Source organism: Pradoshia sp. Z4_20 (genome assembly GCF_058216035.1).
Genome location: NZ_JBZAJD010000001.1, coordinates 508,394 through 524,819, shown reverse-complemented (window position 1 = coordinate 524,819; position 16,426 = coordinate 508,394). Strand labels below are relative to the sequence as shown.

At 36.5% G+C, this 16,426-nt stretch carries 14 protein-coding genes and 1 pseudogene; 5 read left to right on the top strand and 10 right to left on the bottom strand.

Translation table 11 applies throughout. The annotated features are described in order from the left end of the window. Nucleotides 1–452 precede the first annotated feature (452 nt). Nucleotides 453–1,427 carry an ADP-ribosylglycohydrolase family protein gene (locus AC4BHP_RS02520; RefSeq protein ID WP_257469140.1) on the bottom strand — a complete coding sequence of 325 codons (975 nt, stop codon included), beginning with the start codon at nucleotides 1,425–1,427 and terminating at the stop codon, nucleotides 453–455. 185 nt (nucleotides 1,428–1,612) lie between these two features. Between AC4BHP_RS02520 and AC4BHP_RS02515 the strand changes: the two genes are divergently transcribed. Continuing rightward, complete coding sequence (locus tag AC4BHP_RS02515; protein ID WP_066104608.1) at nucleotides 1,613–2,710, top strand: YkvI family membrane protein; 1,098 nt, start codon at nucleotides 1,613–1,615, stop codon at nucleotides 2,708–2,710. A 71-nt stretch (nucleotides 2,711–2,781) separates the two neighbouring features. Here AC4BHP_RS02515 and AC4BHP_RS02510 read toward each other — a convergent pair whose 3' ends face one another. Further along, nucleotides 2,782–3,135 carry a DUF3221 domain-containing protein gene (locus tag AC4BHP_RS02510; protein WP_175354268.1) on the bottom strand — a complete coding sequence of 118 codons (354 nt, stop codon included), beginning with the start codon at nucleotides 3,133–3,135 and terminating at the stop codon, nucleotides 2,782–2,784. A 109-nt stretch (nucleotides 3,136–3,244) separates the two neighbouring features. On the opposite strand from AC4BHP_RS02510, the gene AC4BHP_RS02505 reads away from it, so the two are divergent. The 3 genes and pseudogenes from AC4BHP_RS02505 (at nucleotide 3,245) to AC4BHP_RS02495 (ending at nucleotide 5,497) form a co-directional block, all read left to right on the top strand. After that, nucleotides 3,245–3,670 (top strand): HIT family protein, encoded by a 426-nt coding sequence (locus AC4BHP_RS02505; protein WP_066104612.1) that lies wholly within the window; start codon nucleotides 3,245–3,247, stop codon nucleotides 3,668–3,670. Nucleotides 3,671–3,932: 262 nt separating this feature from the next. Further along, nucleotides 3,933–4,793 (top strand): transporter substrate-binding domain-containing protein, encoded by an 861-nt coding sequence (locus tag AC4BHP_RS02500; protein WP_066104615.1) that lies wholly within the window; start codon nucleotides 3,933–3,935, stop codon nucleotides 4,791–4,793. A 20-nt stretch (nucleotides 4,794–4,813) separates the two neighbouring features. Then, nucleotides 4,814–5,497: pseudogene (locus AC4BHP_RS02495) on the top strand (amino acid ABC transporter permease). 158 nt (nucleotides 5,498–5,655) lie between these two features. On the opposite strand, the gene AC4BHP_RS02490 reads toward AC4BHP_RS02495, so the two are convergent. From AC4BHP_RS02490 to AC4BHP_RS02465, 6 genes are all read right to left on the bottom strand, one after another. After that, nucleotides 5,656–6,006: a VOC family protein gene (locus tag AC4BHP_RS02490; RefSeq protein ID WP_490551193.1), complete on the bottom strand. Its 351-nt coding sequence runs from the start codon at nucleotides 6,004–6,006 to the stop codon at nucleotides 5,656–5,658. 171 nt (nucleotides 6,007–6,177) lie between these two features. Further along, complete coding sequence (gene yiaA / locus AC4BHP_RS02485; protein ID WP_490551192.1) at nucleotides 6,178–6,645, bottom strand: inner membrane protein YiaA; 468 nt, start codon at nucleotides 6,643–6,645, stop codon at nucleotides 6,178–6,180. A 313-nt stretch (nucleotides 6,646–6,958) separates the two neighbouring features. Further along, entirely contained in the window at nucleotides 6,959–7,462 is a 504-nt protein-coding gene (locus AC4BHP_RS02480) for a DUF2798 domain-containing protein (RefSeq protein ID WP_490551191.1), read from the bottom strand. Between the two features lie 227 nt (nucleotides 7,463–7,689). After that, nucleotides 7,690–8,319 carry a YkyA family protein gene (locus AC4BHP_RS02475; RefSeq protein ID WP_066104630.1) on the bottom strand — a complete coding sequence of 210 codons (630 nt, stop codon included), beginning with the start codon at nucleotides 8,317–8,319 and terminating at the stop codon, nucleotides 7,690–7,692. A gap of 14 nt (nucleotides 8,320–8,333) precedes the next feature. After that, a complete protein-coding gene (locus AC4BHP_RS02470; protein WP_066104633.1) occupies nucleotides 8,334–9,116 on the bottom strand; it encodes a polysaccharide deacetylase family protein in 783 nt (260 codons plus the stop codon). A gap of 142 nt (nucleotides 9,117–9,258) precedes the next feature. After that, the gene (locus AC4BHP_RS02465; protein ID WP_066104637.1) at nucleotides 9,259–10,233 is read right to left on the bottom strand and encodes a proline dehydrogenase family protein; all 975 of its coding nucleotides are present in this window, start codon (nucleotides 10,231–10,233) and stop codon (nucleotides 9,259–9,261) included. Nucleotides 10,234–10,765: 532 nt separating this feature from the next. Here AC4BHP_RS02465 and AC4BHP_RS02460 point away from each other — a divergent pair. Next, on the top strand, nucleotides 10,766–11,920 hold the full coding sequence (locus AC4BHP_RS02460) for an endo-1,4-beta-xylanase (RefSeq protein WP_490551190.1): 1,155 nt from the start codon (nucleotides 10,766–10,768) through the stop codon (nucleotides 11,918–11,920). Nucleotides 11,921–12,089: 169 nt separating this feature from the next. Here the strand turns inward: AC4BHP_RS02460 and AC4BHP_RS02455 are convergent, their stop codons facing one another. Continuing rightward, complete coding sequence (locus AC4BHP_RS02455) at nucleotides 12,090–14,132, bottom strand: ABC transporter ATP-binding protein (protein WP_490551189.1); 2,043 nt, start codon at nucleotides 14,130–14,132, stop codon at nucleotides 12,090–12,092. Then, nucleotides 14,132–15,883, bottom strand: coding sequence for an ABC transporter ATP-binding protein (locus AC4BHP_RS02450; RefSeq protein WP_490551188.1), 1,752 nt, complete (start codon nucleotides 15,881–15,883; stop codon nucleotides 14,132–14,134). The genes AC4BHP_RS02455 and AC4BHP_RS02450 overlap by 1 nt, the downstream gene beginning before the upstream one ends. Nucleotides 15,884–16,426 lie beyond the last annotated feature (543 nt).

Here is a 16,426-nt window from a genome sequence, read left to right as displayed (position 1 = left end):
TCTTGACTCTATCTTCATTGCTTTCTATAACCCACTTTCTTTTTTTCAAGCATACGTTACTAACAAGCTAATAAAAATGAGCTATAGAAGTATTTTAAGTTAAGTCTCAAGCCCTAGAAAACTCTACTGCCTATTATAGATAACCATCAAGATAGCTTCTCCCGTCTAAAAGTTTAATTTATCTGATTAGCCTGCTCTTCAGCCGAATATGTCTTTTTACAATACCATAAAAAGTAAATTATTCTTGTCATACTTTTTACGAAAGGTTGAGATTAATGGGATTTCACTACCTTTAGACATATTTATCTATATAAGAAGTACTTCTTTCTTTCTATTCAGAGCAACAATCTATGCGAAAAAAAAGCCTTTTAAAAAAGACCTGTCCTAAAGTCGTTTTTGCAGACTTCCTGAGCAGGTCTATTTTAGTGATTTCATATATTTTATCTATAAAATTATTTCGCTTTCTCCACGCAATAGCCATAAAAGCGATCACAGAGGTCTATGATTTTATCTTGACTGACCAGGGCATTCACCCATTTTTCCGGAATATTTTTCATCCCGTAATACATACCAGCTATAGTTCCCGTTATAAAAGCAATCGTATCAGTATCATTGCCCAGATTGACCGCTTCAAGAACGGCATCTTCATAGGTTTGAGATTTAAAGAAACACCACAAAGCAGCTTCAAGTGAGTGAACAACATATCCATCCGAGCGAATATCATCGCGGTCTGCTTCAAGCAAGCTTAGACTAAAGATTCTTTCATATGAAGCAAATTCTTGTTGATACTCATTCTCTGATCCAAGCTGTTCCCAGCATGTATTGAGTGCAATTTTCAAGGATTCTAAAGGTGAATGTTGATCGTACATATTCAGCAAAAATTCCACATAAATAATTGTACCAAGGGTAGATCTTGGATGGCCGTGCGTGACATGCGCAATTCTCTCTATTTCCTTTTTCCTCGTCTGAAAATCTGGCTCTTTCGATAATGTAAATACAAGTGGCACTATACGCATAAGTGCGCCATTGCCATTATCATATTCCGTTTTCCCACCACACTGAACAGCCGGTACACCTTGCTTATAACGGCTAATAGCATTTGCGGTTGCAATGCCGATATCGAACATTTCACCATATGGGGTCCAGTAGCCTTTATCCTGGTAGGAAACAAAGCGATTCATCAAATCATTTTCATCTTTTCCTGCAATTAAATTTTCAATCAGGCACATCGTTAGTGATGTATCATCAGACCATGTTCCAGGAGGCATATTATAGGTCCCATAACCGATCATATCTGTAACGCCGGCATTTCTGGCTTTAAATTCTACCGGTACACCAAGAGCATCCCCAATAATCCCGCCTATAATGGTTGAATATATCTTTTCCTTCATTGTATCTGCTGGAACTCCATCTACTTTTCTTGTCATATGGAATCCTCCCTTATACTGTCTTTTATCTCATTTTACCAAACTAACCTTTCTTCTATAACGGGATTTCCCAAAAACTTAATTCCATTTCCTTCAATTTGTTAAAATAGAATGAATATGTTAATATATCAGAATACTTAATTTTTGGATATCCCTCCAAACTACCATAAAGGAGGACTGATAAAATGAAACAAAGTTTATACCTAGCAGGTGCATTTGTAGGAGTCATTGTTGGAGCGGGATTTGGCTCTGGCCAAGAAATCATGCAGTTTTTTACGAATTTTGGCTTTTACAGTATACCTGCTATTTTGCTGGCAACTGTCTTATTTTCCTTTATTGCCATGCAGCTCTCTCAACTGAGCAGCCATATGCAAGCCACCTCACATAAAGAAATCATCGAGGTTCTTTGCGGACGTTTTCTTGGTCAAGCACTGGATATAATTTTATCGTTCTTTTTATTTGGCGTTGGTGTAATTATGATAGCAGGCGCAGGATCAATTGTTGAGGAACAGTTTGGGATTTCTGCCATCTGGGGTTCACTATTTATGACAGTTATCACCATCCTGACCATGCTATTGAAGGTAGAGAAAATCATCTCTATCATTAGCTCAATCACACCATTTTTATTAGTTATTATGATTTTTATATCAGGATACGCGCTAATTAAAAATGGAATCACTCCTATAGACATAGAGCGTAATGTTGATTTAGACAAAGCAGCGGCTTCAAATTGGTTCATGTCCGCATTACTTTATGTATCCTTTAATGTTGCTGTCGGTTTCTCTATGCTATCTGTTATTAGCGGAACGTTTAAAAATAAAAAACAAGCAGCTATTGGCGGAATTATGGGCGGTATCCTGCTCGGTGTACTCATGCTGCTGATTAATATAGGTATGATGACTGATATGGCTAATATGCAAATTGTAGAAATGCCTACTTTATTTTTAGCTAATAGTATCTCACCTTTAATCGGGAACCTGCTATCTATTATTCTATTGGCTATGATTTACAATACATGCGTGGGAATGTTTTATGCATTCACAGTGCGAATCATTCCTCAAGGACGCTTCTTTCATCCTTCAGTTGTGATATTCGGAGCAATTGGTTTTGGTCTTAGCTTTGCTGGTTTTACTACATTGGTAAACACCGTGTATCCAATCATGGGCTATGTGGGATTTATTTTACTGGCAGCAATTGGCTGGTCCTGGATTAAATCTAAGCACCATGCTCCTGAAATCAATCGCATAAACCCCGTAGCTGAAAAAGAAAAGAAAATAGTCTAGAACTTCAAAGGATTCTATCCCCGTACTATTTATGGCACGGGGCTTTTTTAATGTAATAAATGAAAATACTGCTACAATCTTTCCAGTTTTATCGCTTTAAAGATAGGGGGAGAGGATTCCATTGTTTGGCTCATCCATACTTTCACCCTTTGTCCGGTTTTTAGTTCACCTCTATAATCACTTTGATGGATGGATAGACGCCCGACATTTTTATATTTGGCTTGCAGCTCCTCAATCGGCAAATCCACGTCCTCATTCTCAAAATTTGAATCGAGCACAATGAATACAGCATCGGCTTCGCTAATGATAATTGTTCCTTCGATTCCAGGTGAGTCGATTTGTCGTTCAAGTTCATACAGATAAAGAACGATGAGAAGCAATAAGGATAACCCGATATATAGGGAAACTTTCGTCGTAATCTTCAAGATTCCACCTCCCTTACCCACCTTTATCAATACCTTCATTCTGTTATTCCTAAAATTCCCCTCTGCACTTTTTTAATTACGTATATAATTTAATAAAGGGGGAGCTGTAATGAATTGTTTAGGCTGTAATTTAGCACATAAAAAAGAAAATGTTTATGTAGTTTTTGAAGATGATTATGTTTGTTGTATTTTAGATATTGATCCTTATAACGAAGGACACGTTTTGATTTTACCTAAAAAACATGTTCGATACTTTAATGAATTTGACGATAATACGGCAAGCTCCGTAATGATGGCAGCAAAGAGGCTATCAAAAGTGATAAAAATTTTGTTTAATCCGGATGGCATTACAGTCTGTCAGAACGGTGGAGCATTTGATGAATTAACACATTTTCATATGCATGTAGTTCCGCGGTATGAAGGACAAAATTTTGCAGATTTCTATTCTGAAGATGGAGAAACACTTGGAGAAAAGGAATACGACTTGGAAGAGACGAAAAGAAAGATCACCGAAATGCTAAAGGTTTTGGATTAATTTCCACTACCTTTTTTTATTCATTCCATTATACTACACCCGTTTATTTCTTTTTTATTGCTTTGTATACCAGACTAAACTTATTAAATTTAGTAAACTAGCATCACTCCTGCTATCCCCTTCATCTGTGCCCTCCCATTCATTAGTAATTTTGTTCCCTTTTGCATTTCTTCTACGCTCTATTTCGCGCGATACCCTTTCAAGTTTATTCCCAAATGACATATACATTTTTTTCAAATATAATGGTAGGCGAGGTGAAAATATGATAACCACAAATAGCTTTAAAAGACTTGTATCAATTCTAGCAATTGCAATGCTAGCTTTGGTTACTGCTGCATGCAGTAATAACAAAGGGGAAGAAAGCAAAAAAGAGGAAAAAACCGGCTGGGAAGCCATTAAAGAATCCGGCAAATTAAAAGTTGCAACTTCCGGAACCTTATATCCCGCTTCCTATCATGATTCTGAAACAAATGAATTAACCGGATACGATGTGGAAGTAACACGTGAAGTAGCTAAACGATTAAACCTAGAAGCTGAATTTACTGAAATGGCCTTTGATGGAATGCTAGCCTCCATCAACAATGGACAAACTGACATCGCTGTCAATGATATTACAGCTACTGAGGAAAGAAGAGAAAAATTTTCTTTTTCTGAACCCTATAAATATTCCTTCGGCGCTGCCATCGTTAGAAAATCAGATTTATCCGGCATTAAAGATCTTGATAGTTTAAAAGGGAAAAAAGCAGCTGGAGAAGCAACAACTACATATATGGAAGTGGCACGTGAACATGGAGCTGAAGAAGTCATCTATGACAATGCAACAAATGATCAATATTTGCGAGATGTTTCTACTGGCAGAACTGACATTATTCTAAATGATTATTATACTCAGCGTTTAGCTGTAGCTGCATTTCCAGAATTCGATATTACCGTACATCCTAATATAAAATACAACCCAAGCAATCAAGCCATATTGATGAAAAAGGATAACAGTGACTTGTTGAACGAAATAAACAAGGTATTGGAAGAAATGAAAACGGATGGAACAATGGCGGAGCTCTCTAAAAAATTCTATGACAGCGCAGACGTTACAAAAGAAGTTCAGTTGGACTCAGTTAAATAAGTGATTGAAAGGGAATTTATATGGCAGATATCCAATGGCAATATATATTTAACCCAGAATTAGCAATCGATTCATTGCCATATGTTCTTGAAGGCTTATCGAATACCCTCTTGATTTCATTTATCAGTATGGCTTTGGGATTGATCATTGGTTTCTTTTTGGCTCTTGGACGGAGTTCTAAAAGTAAATGACTGCGGTGGCCAGCCAGCATGTACATCTCTTTTATGCGCGGTGTACCCATTCTTGTGATTATTTTTATTCTTTATTTTGGCTTTCCGATTATCGGAATTGAATTTACTGCCATGCAAGCGGCTATTATTGGATTCAGTTTTAACAGTGCAGCTTATATTGCTGAAATCAACCGTTCTGCGCTTGGTTCTGTCGATAAAGGACAATGGGAATCCTCACAATCATTGGGTTTATCCTATTGGCAAACCATGGGAGGGATTATCCTTCCGCAGGCTGTCCGAATTGCGCTACCACCTCTCTCTAATGTGTTGCTGGATTTAATCAAAGCTTCTTCATTGGCAGCGATGATAACGGTCCCTGAAATATTTCAGCATGCCAAAATCGTCGGAGGACGGGAATTTGATTATATGACTATGTACATACTTGTAGCGATGATCTATTGGTGCATATGTGCGGCTGTTTCTCTTCTGCAGCGCTGTTTAGAAAAAAGAGCTGAGGTGTATTTGCAGAAATAGAATGGCTGCTAAAGCCACTCCTCACTCAATTTCTATTGTTCGGAGACATTTATATGAAATTCCGCAGGGCACAGTTTATTGGATAAAAAGGATAGAGAATCTATCATTTTTTCATATTGATAGAAAATAAGCAGGGAACATACCCTGCTATCAAGTCGTTATTCGTTAAATTGACAGAAGTTAAGAATATGACCATCCGGATCTTTAAAATCGAAGGTTCGTATATCCGGGTAATCAGCTATTTCGTCGGCATCTACTTCATTTTCTATAAAGAACTTATATACTTCATCTATGTTAGTTGTAAAGAAAATAAATGGGTAGTGTTTTGCAGGTTTTACGTCTGTTGATTGAACAAGGGTTAACGAGGTTTCTCCTATTGTGAAGGCAGCATACCCATTTCGATTCCATCTCATATTTAATCTTAATTTTTCTGAATACCATTTAATCGAGTAGTCTAAATCACTTACCTCTAAAAATACGGTATCAATTCTCTTTACTAGTCCTTCCATTCTTCTACTCCTTCTAATTATTTTCCATAATTAAATTCTATCAAAGAAAGTGTATTTCCTATAGAAATTGAAATAACCCCCGAAAGTTAGAATTGATATCCGACTTTTGGGGGCCACTTCTGATAGCCCTTGAAACAAAAAGGAGTATCTGCTTTTGATTTCATAAATGACTCAATTTTTTTCTTTAGCCTTCTGTGTATCCCTAATATTTTTTTGAACAGTTATGGCAGCGAATACACTTAATACAAAGGACATACCATAAAATCCTTTCTCACTTAAATCAATACTTCCCGCATTATAAAGACCGATGCCCATCAAGGCGATTGCAACAATAAGAGCAAACCAGCTAATTCCATAATAGATGGCTGTCACAGGTATATCCTCATCTCGATCTCTAACCGCCTTTTGTAATGATACTGCTGAATAAAGTCCAAATACTAATACTGCGAAATAATACCCTTTTTCGTTTAATTCCATTGAAGCATTAAATAATCCTATTAGATAAGCAGCAATCCCTACCAATAAAGCCGCCCAGGTAGCACCTTTAAAAGCAGTCGTTGGTTCCCCAGGATGTCTTTCGACCTTCTTTTTTGGAACACTTTGTTCGTTATCTAATAAATATTCATTCTCATTCGACACTGAGTCTTTTCACCTCTCCTCTATATAAATAGTAATTATGTAAAGCGGAATTCCGCCTCTATATCTATTGTATAGAATATTCTTCCGAATTAGTACATATTATCCTTTTTTCGTTATTCAATTGTCTTCACAAGGGCCTATTATAGCATGCGACTAATCAAGATTGTGGTGAATATCCTAGCCTTTTAACACCCAACATAAGTACCGACACAAAAAATATAATGAGCAAAATAAAAAGTTCAACCAGTCTTGTTCTGGTTGAACTTTATTATTTTGCAGATTGATCTCACAATCTCTGAGAATCTCACAGATCTTATACGTTAACTGCCTCTGCTCTATTCGCTTTTCTCTTATGGATTTTCTTCATTACAAATCTGGCAATTGGCTGTGCTACTATTAATTCAATCCAAAATGCCACACCGAAATTCCTAAACCAGCTCAAAAAGAAATTTTGAAAAGGTTCTAAGCTGATTTGTTTTGAGCCAACCCAGGTACCGATAATGGTTAAAAGGACGGATAGAACAGTTACATTGAAAAATGTATTCATTAAAACTCTTGCATTGAATCCATCTGTTTTACCTATGAATTTAGGCATTATTTTACCAACCACAGGTCCAGCAACAAATCTCACCAATAAAACAACAATGATCCACATAAATGGTATAATCTTTAAGGTTTCGATATAATTTTCTTTACTGAAACCACGTTCCAATCCCATAATAATTGGTGCAATCGTATTTACTGAGATGATTGAAATGATGAGCATAAATAATATGCCTTCTCTTGCGTTTTGTGGCAACCTATCTTCTCTATGCATATATACCCTCCGAAAAATGAAAAATTCAGATGGCAGACGTATCATCAAGACATATATTTTTGGCATATCAACTATACCAATATCTCTACACTGATTTAAATATATTACCATGTTAGTTAAATATTTTTCGAGCTCCATTTTTTACCTATTTACTCTAATAATAGATTCCAATTATGCGAATGAACTATTCCAAGCGTTTAACTGCAAATCCATGGGAGATGTCTAAATTAGATTTGTAGCTTATTGTAGGATACTATATAGCCGTTTAAATCCTTGATTGTACCAGATAATTCACCGGATGATTGATTTGCTTCATCTATAATAGCGGTTATTTCTTTTAAATCCTTTTCCGCTTTTAACGCTGAGTATATCTTTTGCTCCAAGTTAAGTACTTCTTCATATTGATCAAGGGCTTGATTATATGTTTGTAACAGGTTAATCAGTGAGTCATGGAGGCTCAACAATGTTTCCTTATGTACTTTTTTCTGATCTATTTTACTCAGTAATTCTTCTGATTCTTTCATTTGTATTAATTGGTTTTCTACCAATGATTTGTCCTCGTCAACCATTAGTTTACACTGATTGATTGTCTCTTCAGCCTTACTTATTTGGTTTTCAGCCTTTTTTAGGTTATCTGCTCCATCTTTTACTGTCATTTCGTATAGGGATTGCAGCTTATTATTTTCGGTATTAAAAAGCTCCCCATAATTCATATTAGACTTAAAATCCCATGCCACTTGATTATGAACCTTCAAATATTTTTCATCATACTTTTGTATAACTGGTAGAATTAAAACAGCCATTAACATACTGGTTACAATTAAAGCTAGATATATACCTATTTTCTTTCTAATCATACGATTCCTCGTCCTTATAATCTCTTATCTTTATGGAAGTTTGCCGGAAAATGTTTTGATTCTTCGTATCTTTCAAATTCATAGCCCGCTTCCTTTATACTTTTAATTATTCCTGGCAATGCCTCAATGGTACCTTTCTTTTCATGAATTAAGATAATTTCCTCAGATCCATTTAATTGCTTCAGAATTTCTCCTTCAATTTTTGAAGGATTCTCTTGCAGCTTCCAATCTTTTGAATCGATTGTCCAATCCCACATTTTCAATCCTGCGTGTGCAGCTTGATCTCGCAATTTCGTATTTAACCCTGGAGATGATCCATATGGACATCTGAATAAAATCGGCAAAATATTTACCTGTTCTTTGATTAATTGCTGTGTTTCCATCACTTCTTCTACAATTTTTCCCTTTTTGTACAATCTATTATAATCATGGCTCATTGAGTGCATTCCGATATAATCTCCACGGTTGACATATTCCTTGGCCATATCCGGGTATTTCTTCATATTATTTCCGATCAGAAAATGAGTAGCCGGTATTTCAAATTGATCGAGTATAGCAATTAACTCCTTTGTATAAAGACTTGGACCATCATCAATTGTTAAATAAACTACTTTTCTTTCTTTACCATTTAATTTTTCAGGCACTTTTTTTACGGTCCTTTCATATGTAACCATGTTCAGTTCTGGATGCCCTGATTGATCATTGGTTTTGTCAGCCAAACTGGAAGTCGGCTTGATCCAGCTCATTACTGTTATGGATACTATAATAGTAACCAAGATAATTGCAAAATTACGCATTCTTTAATCTTCCTTTATAAATCTCTATTTAACTCCTATTATATTACAATTCTTTTTCTATTGTAATATTTTAGTAATATTTCAGAAAAATAGATTAACTAAAAAGCCACTATCCTCTTGTAGGGTAGTGGCTCTTGCATATCTATTTTTTTCTCTTAGATAATCTGCCAAGTAAAAAGGCACCGGCTGCTATCGCAAGAGCCGTGTTTGTTTTTTTGGTGAATACTTGTTTCGTTACAAGGCTTATGTTTTGAGGTCTTTCAGCCAAACGTCTCATAAAGTATCCATACCAATCCGTCCCAAAAGGAACATACGTACAAAACTGGTAGCCCTCTTTAGCCAATTCCATTTGCATATCGAAGCGGAAACCATAGAGCATTTGGAATTCAAATTTTTCATTAGGAATTTGATGATCTTTTACAAATTGCTTCACATGGTTTATGACTTTATGATCGTGTGTTGCAATGGAGGTGAACTTACCATTTAACAGATGATATTCTATCAAATTGATATAATTTTTATCAATTTCTGCTTTTGTTTGATAGGCTAATTCAGCAGGTTCCTTATAGGCACCTTTTACAATACGAAGGCGGTAATTTTTATATTTTTGTATATCATTTTCGGCTCGATGAAAATATGCTTGTATAACTGTACCAATATTATCGTATTTTTCCGATATCTGATCTACTAAATCAAAAGAAGGCTGTAATCTGGAATGGTTCTCCATATCAATATTTATAAAAATATCATACTTTGCAGCTGCTTCAAAAATTTCCAACAGATTGTCTCTGCAGAAATCCAAATCTATATCCAACCCTAATTGAGAGGGTTTTAATGATATATGAGCATCGACTTTATTTTCATAAATGGCCTCAATAACCTGAAGGATTTGATTCTTCGCCTTTACAGCTTCATCTTTATCACTCACAAATTCTCCAAGATTATCCACGGTACAAGAAATTCCATACTTATTTAACTCTTTTATACTCTCAATTGTTTCGTCTATATTTGTACCGGCAACTACAGTTTGGGCACCCATTTTTAACCCATATTTTTGAGCTGTGCGGTTTAAAAGCTGATTTTCTGAAAGAGCAATGAAGAAATCTTTAACAATCATTAAGAACACCCCTTATGTTAGTTAAATAACATGAAATCAATAAATACAGAATAAATACTTGTAATCTTACACTATGGGTAGGCTAAAACTTATATGTTCATATAACCTCATTTGAAGCGCTTACTTATTTCAATATATTCATAATATAGTAAATTCCGAAAGATTTCTATAAGGAATATCTTTTTTTACTTCCGTAATAATAAGCCGGCTCCCCAATAGAGCAACAGCCTTAAATAATAGGCAATTAATCGATTTAATGACCTTTTCTATATCTTTAATTGAGACATAAGCAACTATAGTGATTCTTCTTTTAACAAGTGCAAGTATTGGATTTAATCTATATACCGCACTCCATTTCTTTTATGCATTTAGCCCTATATTAACTAGTCAGCTAGTTTTCTCCCCGTGATTTATGGCCTATTTTTCTCACAACTTAGTTTGTTTCCTAGACTTACTAAGTAGATACCTTCTATAATAATGTTCAAATACCCATGTAAACGCTTTCTATTTTAAATGAAAAGGAGATTAGGACATGTCACAAAAATTAGTACGTAAGTTTCTAAGTTTCGGATTAGCTATTGCCCTTGTAACTCCTGTCTTTTCCACTGATATTGCGAGTGCTAAGCCATTAAGTGCTTTAAAAGCTTCCCCTTTATATGAAAGGTACGAAGATTCTTTCACAATTGGGGCTGCTGTCGAACCCGATCAATTAATGGGTAAGAGCGGTCATGTATTAAAGCGTCACTATAACAGTATTGTTGCAGAGAACGTAATGAAGCCTATATCCATCCAACCCGAAGAGGGGAAATTCAATTTTAAAGAAGCAGATAAAATTGTGAAATTCGCCAAGAAAAATGATATGGATGTTCGTTTTCATACCCTTGTATGGCATAGTCAGGTACCTGATTGGTTCTTTATTGATAAGAACGGGAATAAAATGACCGAAGAAACCAATCCAAAACAGCGGGAGAAAAATAAAAAGCTATTATTACAGCGCTTAGAAAATCACATAAAAACGATTGTCAAAAGATATAAAAATGATGTCGACTCATGGGATGTTGTAAACGAAGTGATTGACGAATATGCATCAAATGAGCAGAAGCTGCGTGAGTCTCCTTGGTATCAAATAACTGGTACTGATTATATTAAGGTAGCATTTAAAACAGCTAAAAAATATGCAAAAAAGGATGCAAAACTGTACATTAATGACTACAACACAGAGGTGGAACCCAAAAAAACCCATTTATATAACTTAGTTGTTGAATTGCTTGAACAAAAAGTCCCTATTGACGGTGTGGGTCATCAAGCTCATATTCAATTAGGCTGGCCATCCATTGCTGAAACGGAGGAATCTATTAATCGTTTTGCCAGTCTTGGTTTAGATAATCAAGTAACCGAGTTAGATGTGAGCTTATACGGCTGGCCACCAAGACCTGCTTATCCTTCATATGAGGATATTCCAGAAGAAGAGTTCCAGCGTCAAGCTGCCAGGTATAATGAGTTATTTGAAATGTATGAGAGATTAGGAGATAAGATCAGTAACGTAACATTCTGGGGAATTGCAGATAATCATACATGGCTAGACGACCGTGCCGAGGAATATAATAATGGCGTTGGAAAAGATGCACCGTTTGTCTTTGATCCGAATTATAATCTTAAGCCTGCTTATTGGGCAATAATGGACTAGAATAGATGCCGAGATTAATTTAGTATAAGAATCCTTAGATATCTTCTTATACTATAGTAAAAGAGGAAGCTTATCGCTTCCTCTTTACCTTTTAGTTTCAGTATATACATCCTTTTAATTAACTTGTTGTTATTGTTTTATCTTTAAATGGATTTTTTTACTCAAAGGATTAACCTGCAAGTTTTCCAATCTGAAGCTCATACATTTGATAATATTTGCCTTTTAATTCCATGAGTTCATCATGGTTTCCTCTCTCCACAATTCTTCCTTTATCGAGAACAAGGATTTGGTCAGCGCTTTTAATAGTAGAAAGACGGTGTGCAATAATAAAAGTGGTTCTACCTTTCTTTAGCACCTCCATTGCTTCCTGAATCAAGCTTTCTGTTTCTGTATCAATACTGGATGTAGCTTCATCAAGAATCAGGATAGCCGGATTAAAAGCCAAAGCACGGGCAAAGGATATTAATTGGCGCTGCCCTGATGAAAGAGTACTCCCTTTTTCAACTACCGGTTCATCAAACCCATGTTCAAGATTGGCCAACACGCGGTCAGCTCCCACATCCCGTAACGCTTTTTCAGCTACTTCTCTCGAAATTTTTGGATCATCAAGTGTGATATTCGAAAGGATGGTTCCAGTAAACAAATATGGATCCTGTAAAACAATTCCCATATGCTCACGCAAGGTTTGATGTGGGATATCTTTCAATTCTATCCCATCAATGCGGATAGCCCCCTCCTGATAGTCATAAAATCTGAATAACAGATTCATAATGGAGCTTTTCCCAGAGCCTGTATGCCCCACTAGGGCTATTGTTTCGCCCTGACTAGCCTCAAACTGAATATCCTTTAATACTTTTTCTCCTTCTTTATAGCTAAAAGATACATGATCAAAATCAACATGCCCTTTAAAACGTGGCTTACGTTGATCCTCAACATCAATACCTTCCTCATCCAGAAGTGCAAATACGCGTTCACCGGCTACCATCGCCTGTTCAAAATTTGCAAACTGATTGACAATTCCTGATATTGGGTGGAACAGACGATTTAAATAATTCACCATCGCGTATAAAACGCCTAGACTGACGACTGATTCACCAGATGCTGCCATACCTCCGAAATACCATATAAATAGTGTTAATGTAATAACACGCAAAGCACCTACAAGATTTCCATTTAACAAGGAATTTAATTTTTGCATTTTACTTTGGTATACATAATGCTCTGTGTTCAGTTTTTCAAATTCCTCTGTTGTTTCTTTCTCCCGCTTGAATGCCTGAATGATATTCATCCCATTTATGGATTCGTTAATCATGGCATTAATATCACTTATACGTGCCCGAATGACCCTATTATACTTTGTAGCAAATTTACGAAATAATAATGTCCATCCAACGAGCAGCGGCAGAATAATCAATGTCGCCATTCCAAGCTTTACATTAAGCAAAAATAGGGCAATGATAATTCCGATAATATTAACCGTACTCGAGAAAAAATTAGCTAAAACCCTTACATACAGCTCCCGAATTGCTTCGGTATCATTTGTAATCCGTGCCACTACCTTTCCTGCCGGTAAATTATCAAAGTAGCGAATCGGCAGTCTTTGAATTTGAGCAAAAACGTCCTTTCGCATTGTTTGAATAATTCGATTCGCTGCTTTTTGTAAATAATAGCTCTGCCCATATTGAAAGAAGAATGCCACAACCATAATTCCGAAATACAGAGCAAGTAATTGCATTATACGGCTGATCTCTGGCTGATAAAACGCCATGATTTGTGCTCCTGACAATTTCTGAGCCTCATAGGTTGCTCTTTTTTCTCCACTAGTAATCACCAGCTGCCCATCTTTATAGGATCTCTTCCCATCAAACTCTATCGGTTGGTTTAGGAATAAAAACGTCGTCCCAACCTGTTGGATGGCAACCTCACTTCCGGTCCATTCCCCATCCTCTACATAGGCCTCACGTTTATATGTGCTCCCCTGATAGTGAACGGCATCCTTTGTATTCTTCGTTTCCACCCATGGAGATTCAATCCCCATGATATGGTTGTCTATCATGTTTTTCCCGATATAGGGTCCGATTAAGTCCGCCCCTACTGAGATGGATAACATCATTAGTGCTAGGATAATGGTTCCTTTACACTTCACTGCATATTGATATAAACGTTTTCCCGTCTTCCAACCGGATTCCGTTTGTTCCAAATGTTCGTTCATTAGGCGCTCACCTCCTTATTCGCTTCAATTTGCTGGCGATCAAATTGTTCTTTATACCAGCCCTTCTTATTGAGCAGCATTTCATGTGTGCCTTCCTCAATCACCACTCCATCATCTAGTACAATAATCCAGTCTGCATGCTGTACTGCTGATAATCTGTGAGTAGTGATTATCGTCGTTTTGTTGCTTCGTTCATTCCGAATATTTTCGATAATCGTTGTTTCTGTCTTGGCGTCCACTGCAGAGAGGGAGTCATCGAGAATCAGAATCTCCGGATCTTTAATTAACGCCCTGGCTATTGAAATCCTTTGCTTTTGTCCGCCAGATAAAGCAATACCTTTTTCCCCAACCAGCGTCTCCAGTCTGTTCGGCAGTCTCTCTATATCTTTTTCAAAATCAGCGAGGCGAACTGCTTTCCAAAACTCTTCATCAGTTGCTTCCATTTTTCCAAATAAAATATTCTCCCGAACTGTTTTAGAAAATAAAACATGATCCTGCGGTACATATCCAATCCATTCCCGGACATCCTCAAGATTTTGTTTTTCAATCGGTACATCGGATAGGGAAAGAATTCCGTTTCCAGCAGGATATTCACGGAGCAATTGTTTCACAAATGTGGTTTTTCCGCTTCCTGTTTTTCCGACGATTCCAATGGTATCCCCGCTATCGATTTTGACATTGATATCGGCTAGATTATCCACCTTTGAAGAAGGATAACGGAATACTACTTGATCAAATATAACGTTCTCTAATTCCGGGACATCCACTGGATTCGGATCATTTTTTACATCCTCCTGAGAAGATAATGTTTCGTTCATGCGATCGAGAGAGGCATTTCCTCTTTGCATGACATTAATTAATTCCCCAATGGCGATCATCGGCCAAATCAGCATCGATAGATATACGTTAAAGGTCACAAGCTGCCCAATTGAAATGGCTTGAGCGAATACTAGATTGGCTCCATATCCAAGACTGATTAAATAACTGATACCAATAACGAATGTGATAACCGGATCAAACATGGCATCTACTTTCGTTACTTTCATGTTTTTCTCATATACATCTTCTGTCATCTCTTCAAAGCGTTTTTCATCCGCTCGTTCCTGTACATAAGCACGAATGACACGGACACCCGCGACTGATTCAAGGACCTTGTCATTTAGTTCACCAAAAGCATCCTGTGCTACTGTGAAGTGCTCATGAATTCGCTCTCCGCCCTTTTTGACTGCCCATGCCATAATCGGCAAAGGTAAGATGGCGGCAAGCGTAAGTTCCCAACTAATTGTAATGGCCATTGTTGCTAAAATCGCAATCATATATAAGGTAGAATCCATTAACGTTAAAATACCGAATCCTGCTGTAACGGATATAGATTTAAGATCATTGGTTGCTCTTGCCATTAAATCGCCTGTACGATTCTTTTCATAGAAGGTTGGTGTCATTTTTAATAAATGACCTATAAATCCTGAGCGCAGCTTCCGCTCTAAAACATACGCTCCACTAAATAACTGGTAATTCCATATATAGGTTAGTATATAGAGGGTGACCATTAACCCGATCATCCACCAAACATAGGTCATGAGTGTCTCCTGATTCATTTCACCTATACTCATGTCATCTATGGCCATCCCAACAATCATCGGTGGCAAAACCTCCAGCACATTTACGATATTCAATAACGCGATTGCGACTGTATACCGAATCCAGTGCTCTTTAAAAAACCAACCTAATTTCTTTAAAACCGAAAACATTCCATCTCCTCCTTTGTCTTAACCGAAGAACATTTTAATTGCTACGTACTGTTTGCCTGTATGTCCCTTGAGATTTTTACATTGACCACATTTGATTCCATTTTTCTTCCTCCTTTTTTGAATGCAACTTAAAATTACCAACAAAAAAAGACTGCAACGATTACGTGTTGATACTTCCTCCAATCAAAAGAAGATTCGAACGTAAAAACGTCCAATCTTTACATTTGAGTTAGACAAAAGTACTCACGGCAACGTGCAGTCTTTTCGTTTAAAACGAGTTAAATCATATTTAAACGGGAGGACTGCACAAATCTCATATCGACTCGATGATACGCTACAACAATCACTGATTTTTTCATCATACAGTCCTCCTTTCATTGATAAGTAAATTGGTAAGTCTTTACACAGATTACTACTATTTGAATTGTTAGTCAATTACAAATTTAAAATATTTTCAAATATTTAATTGCATGTTCGCTCATTGAATTATTTTTACAAAAACATCCATACTACCTTGCATTAAACAGTACCGTGTGTAATACT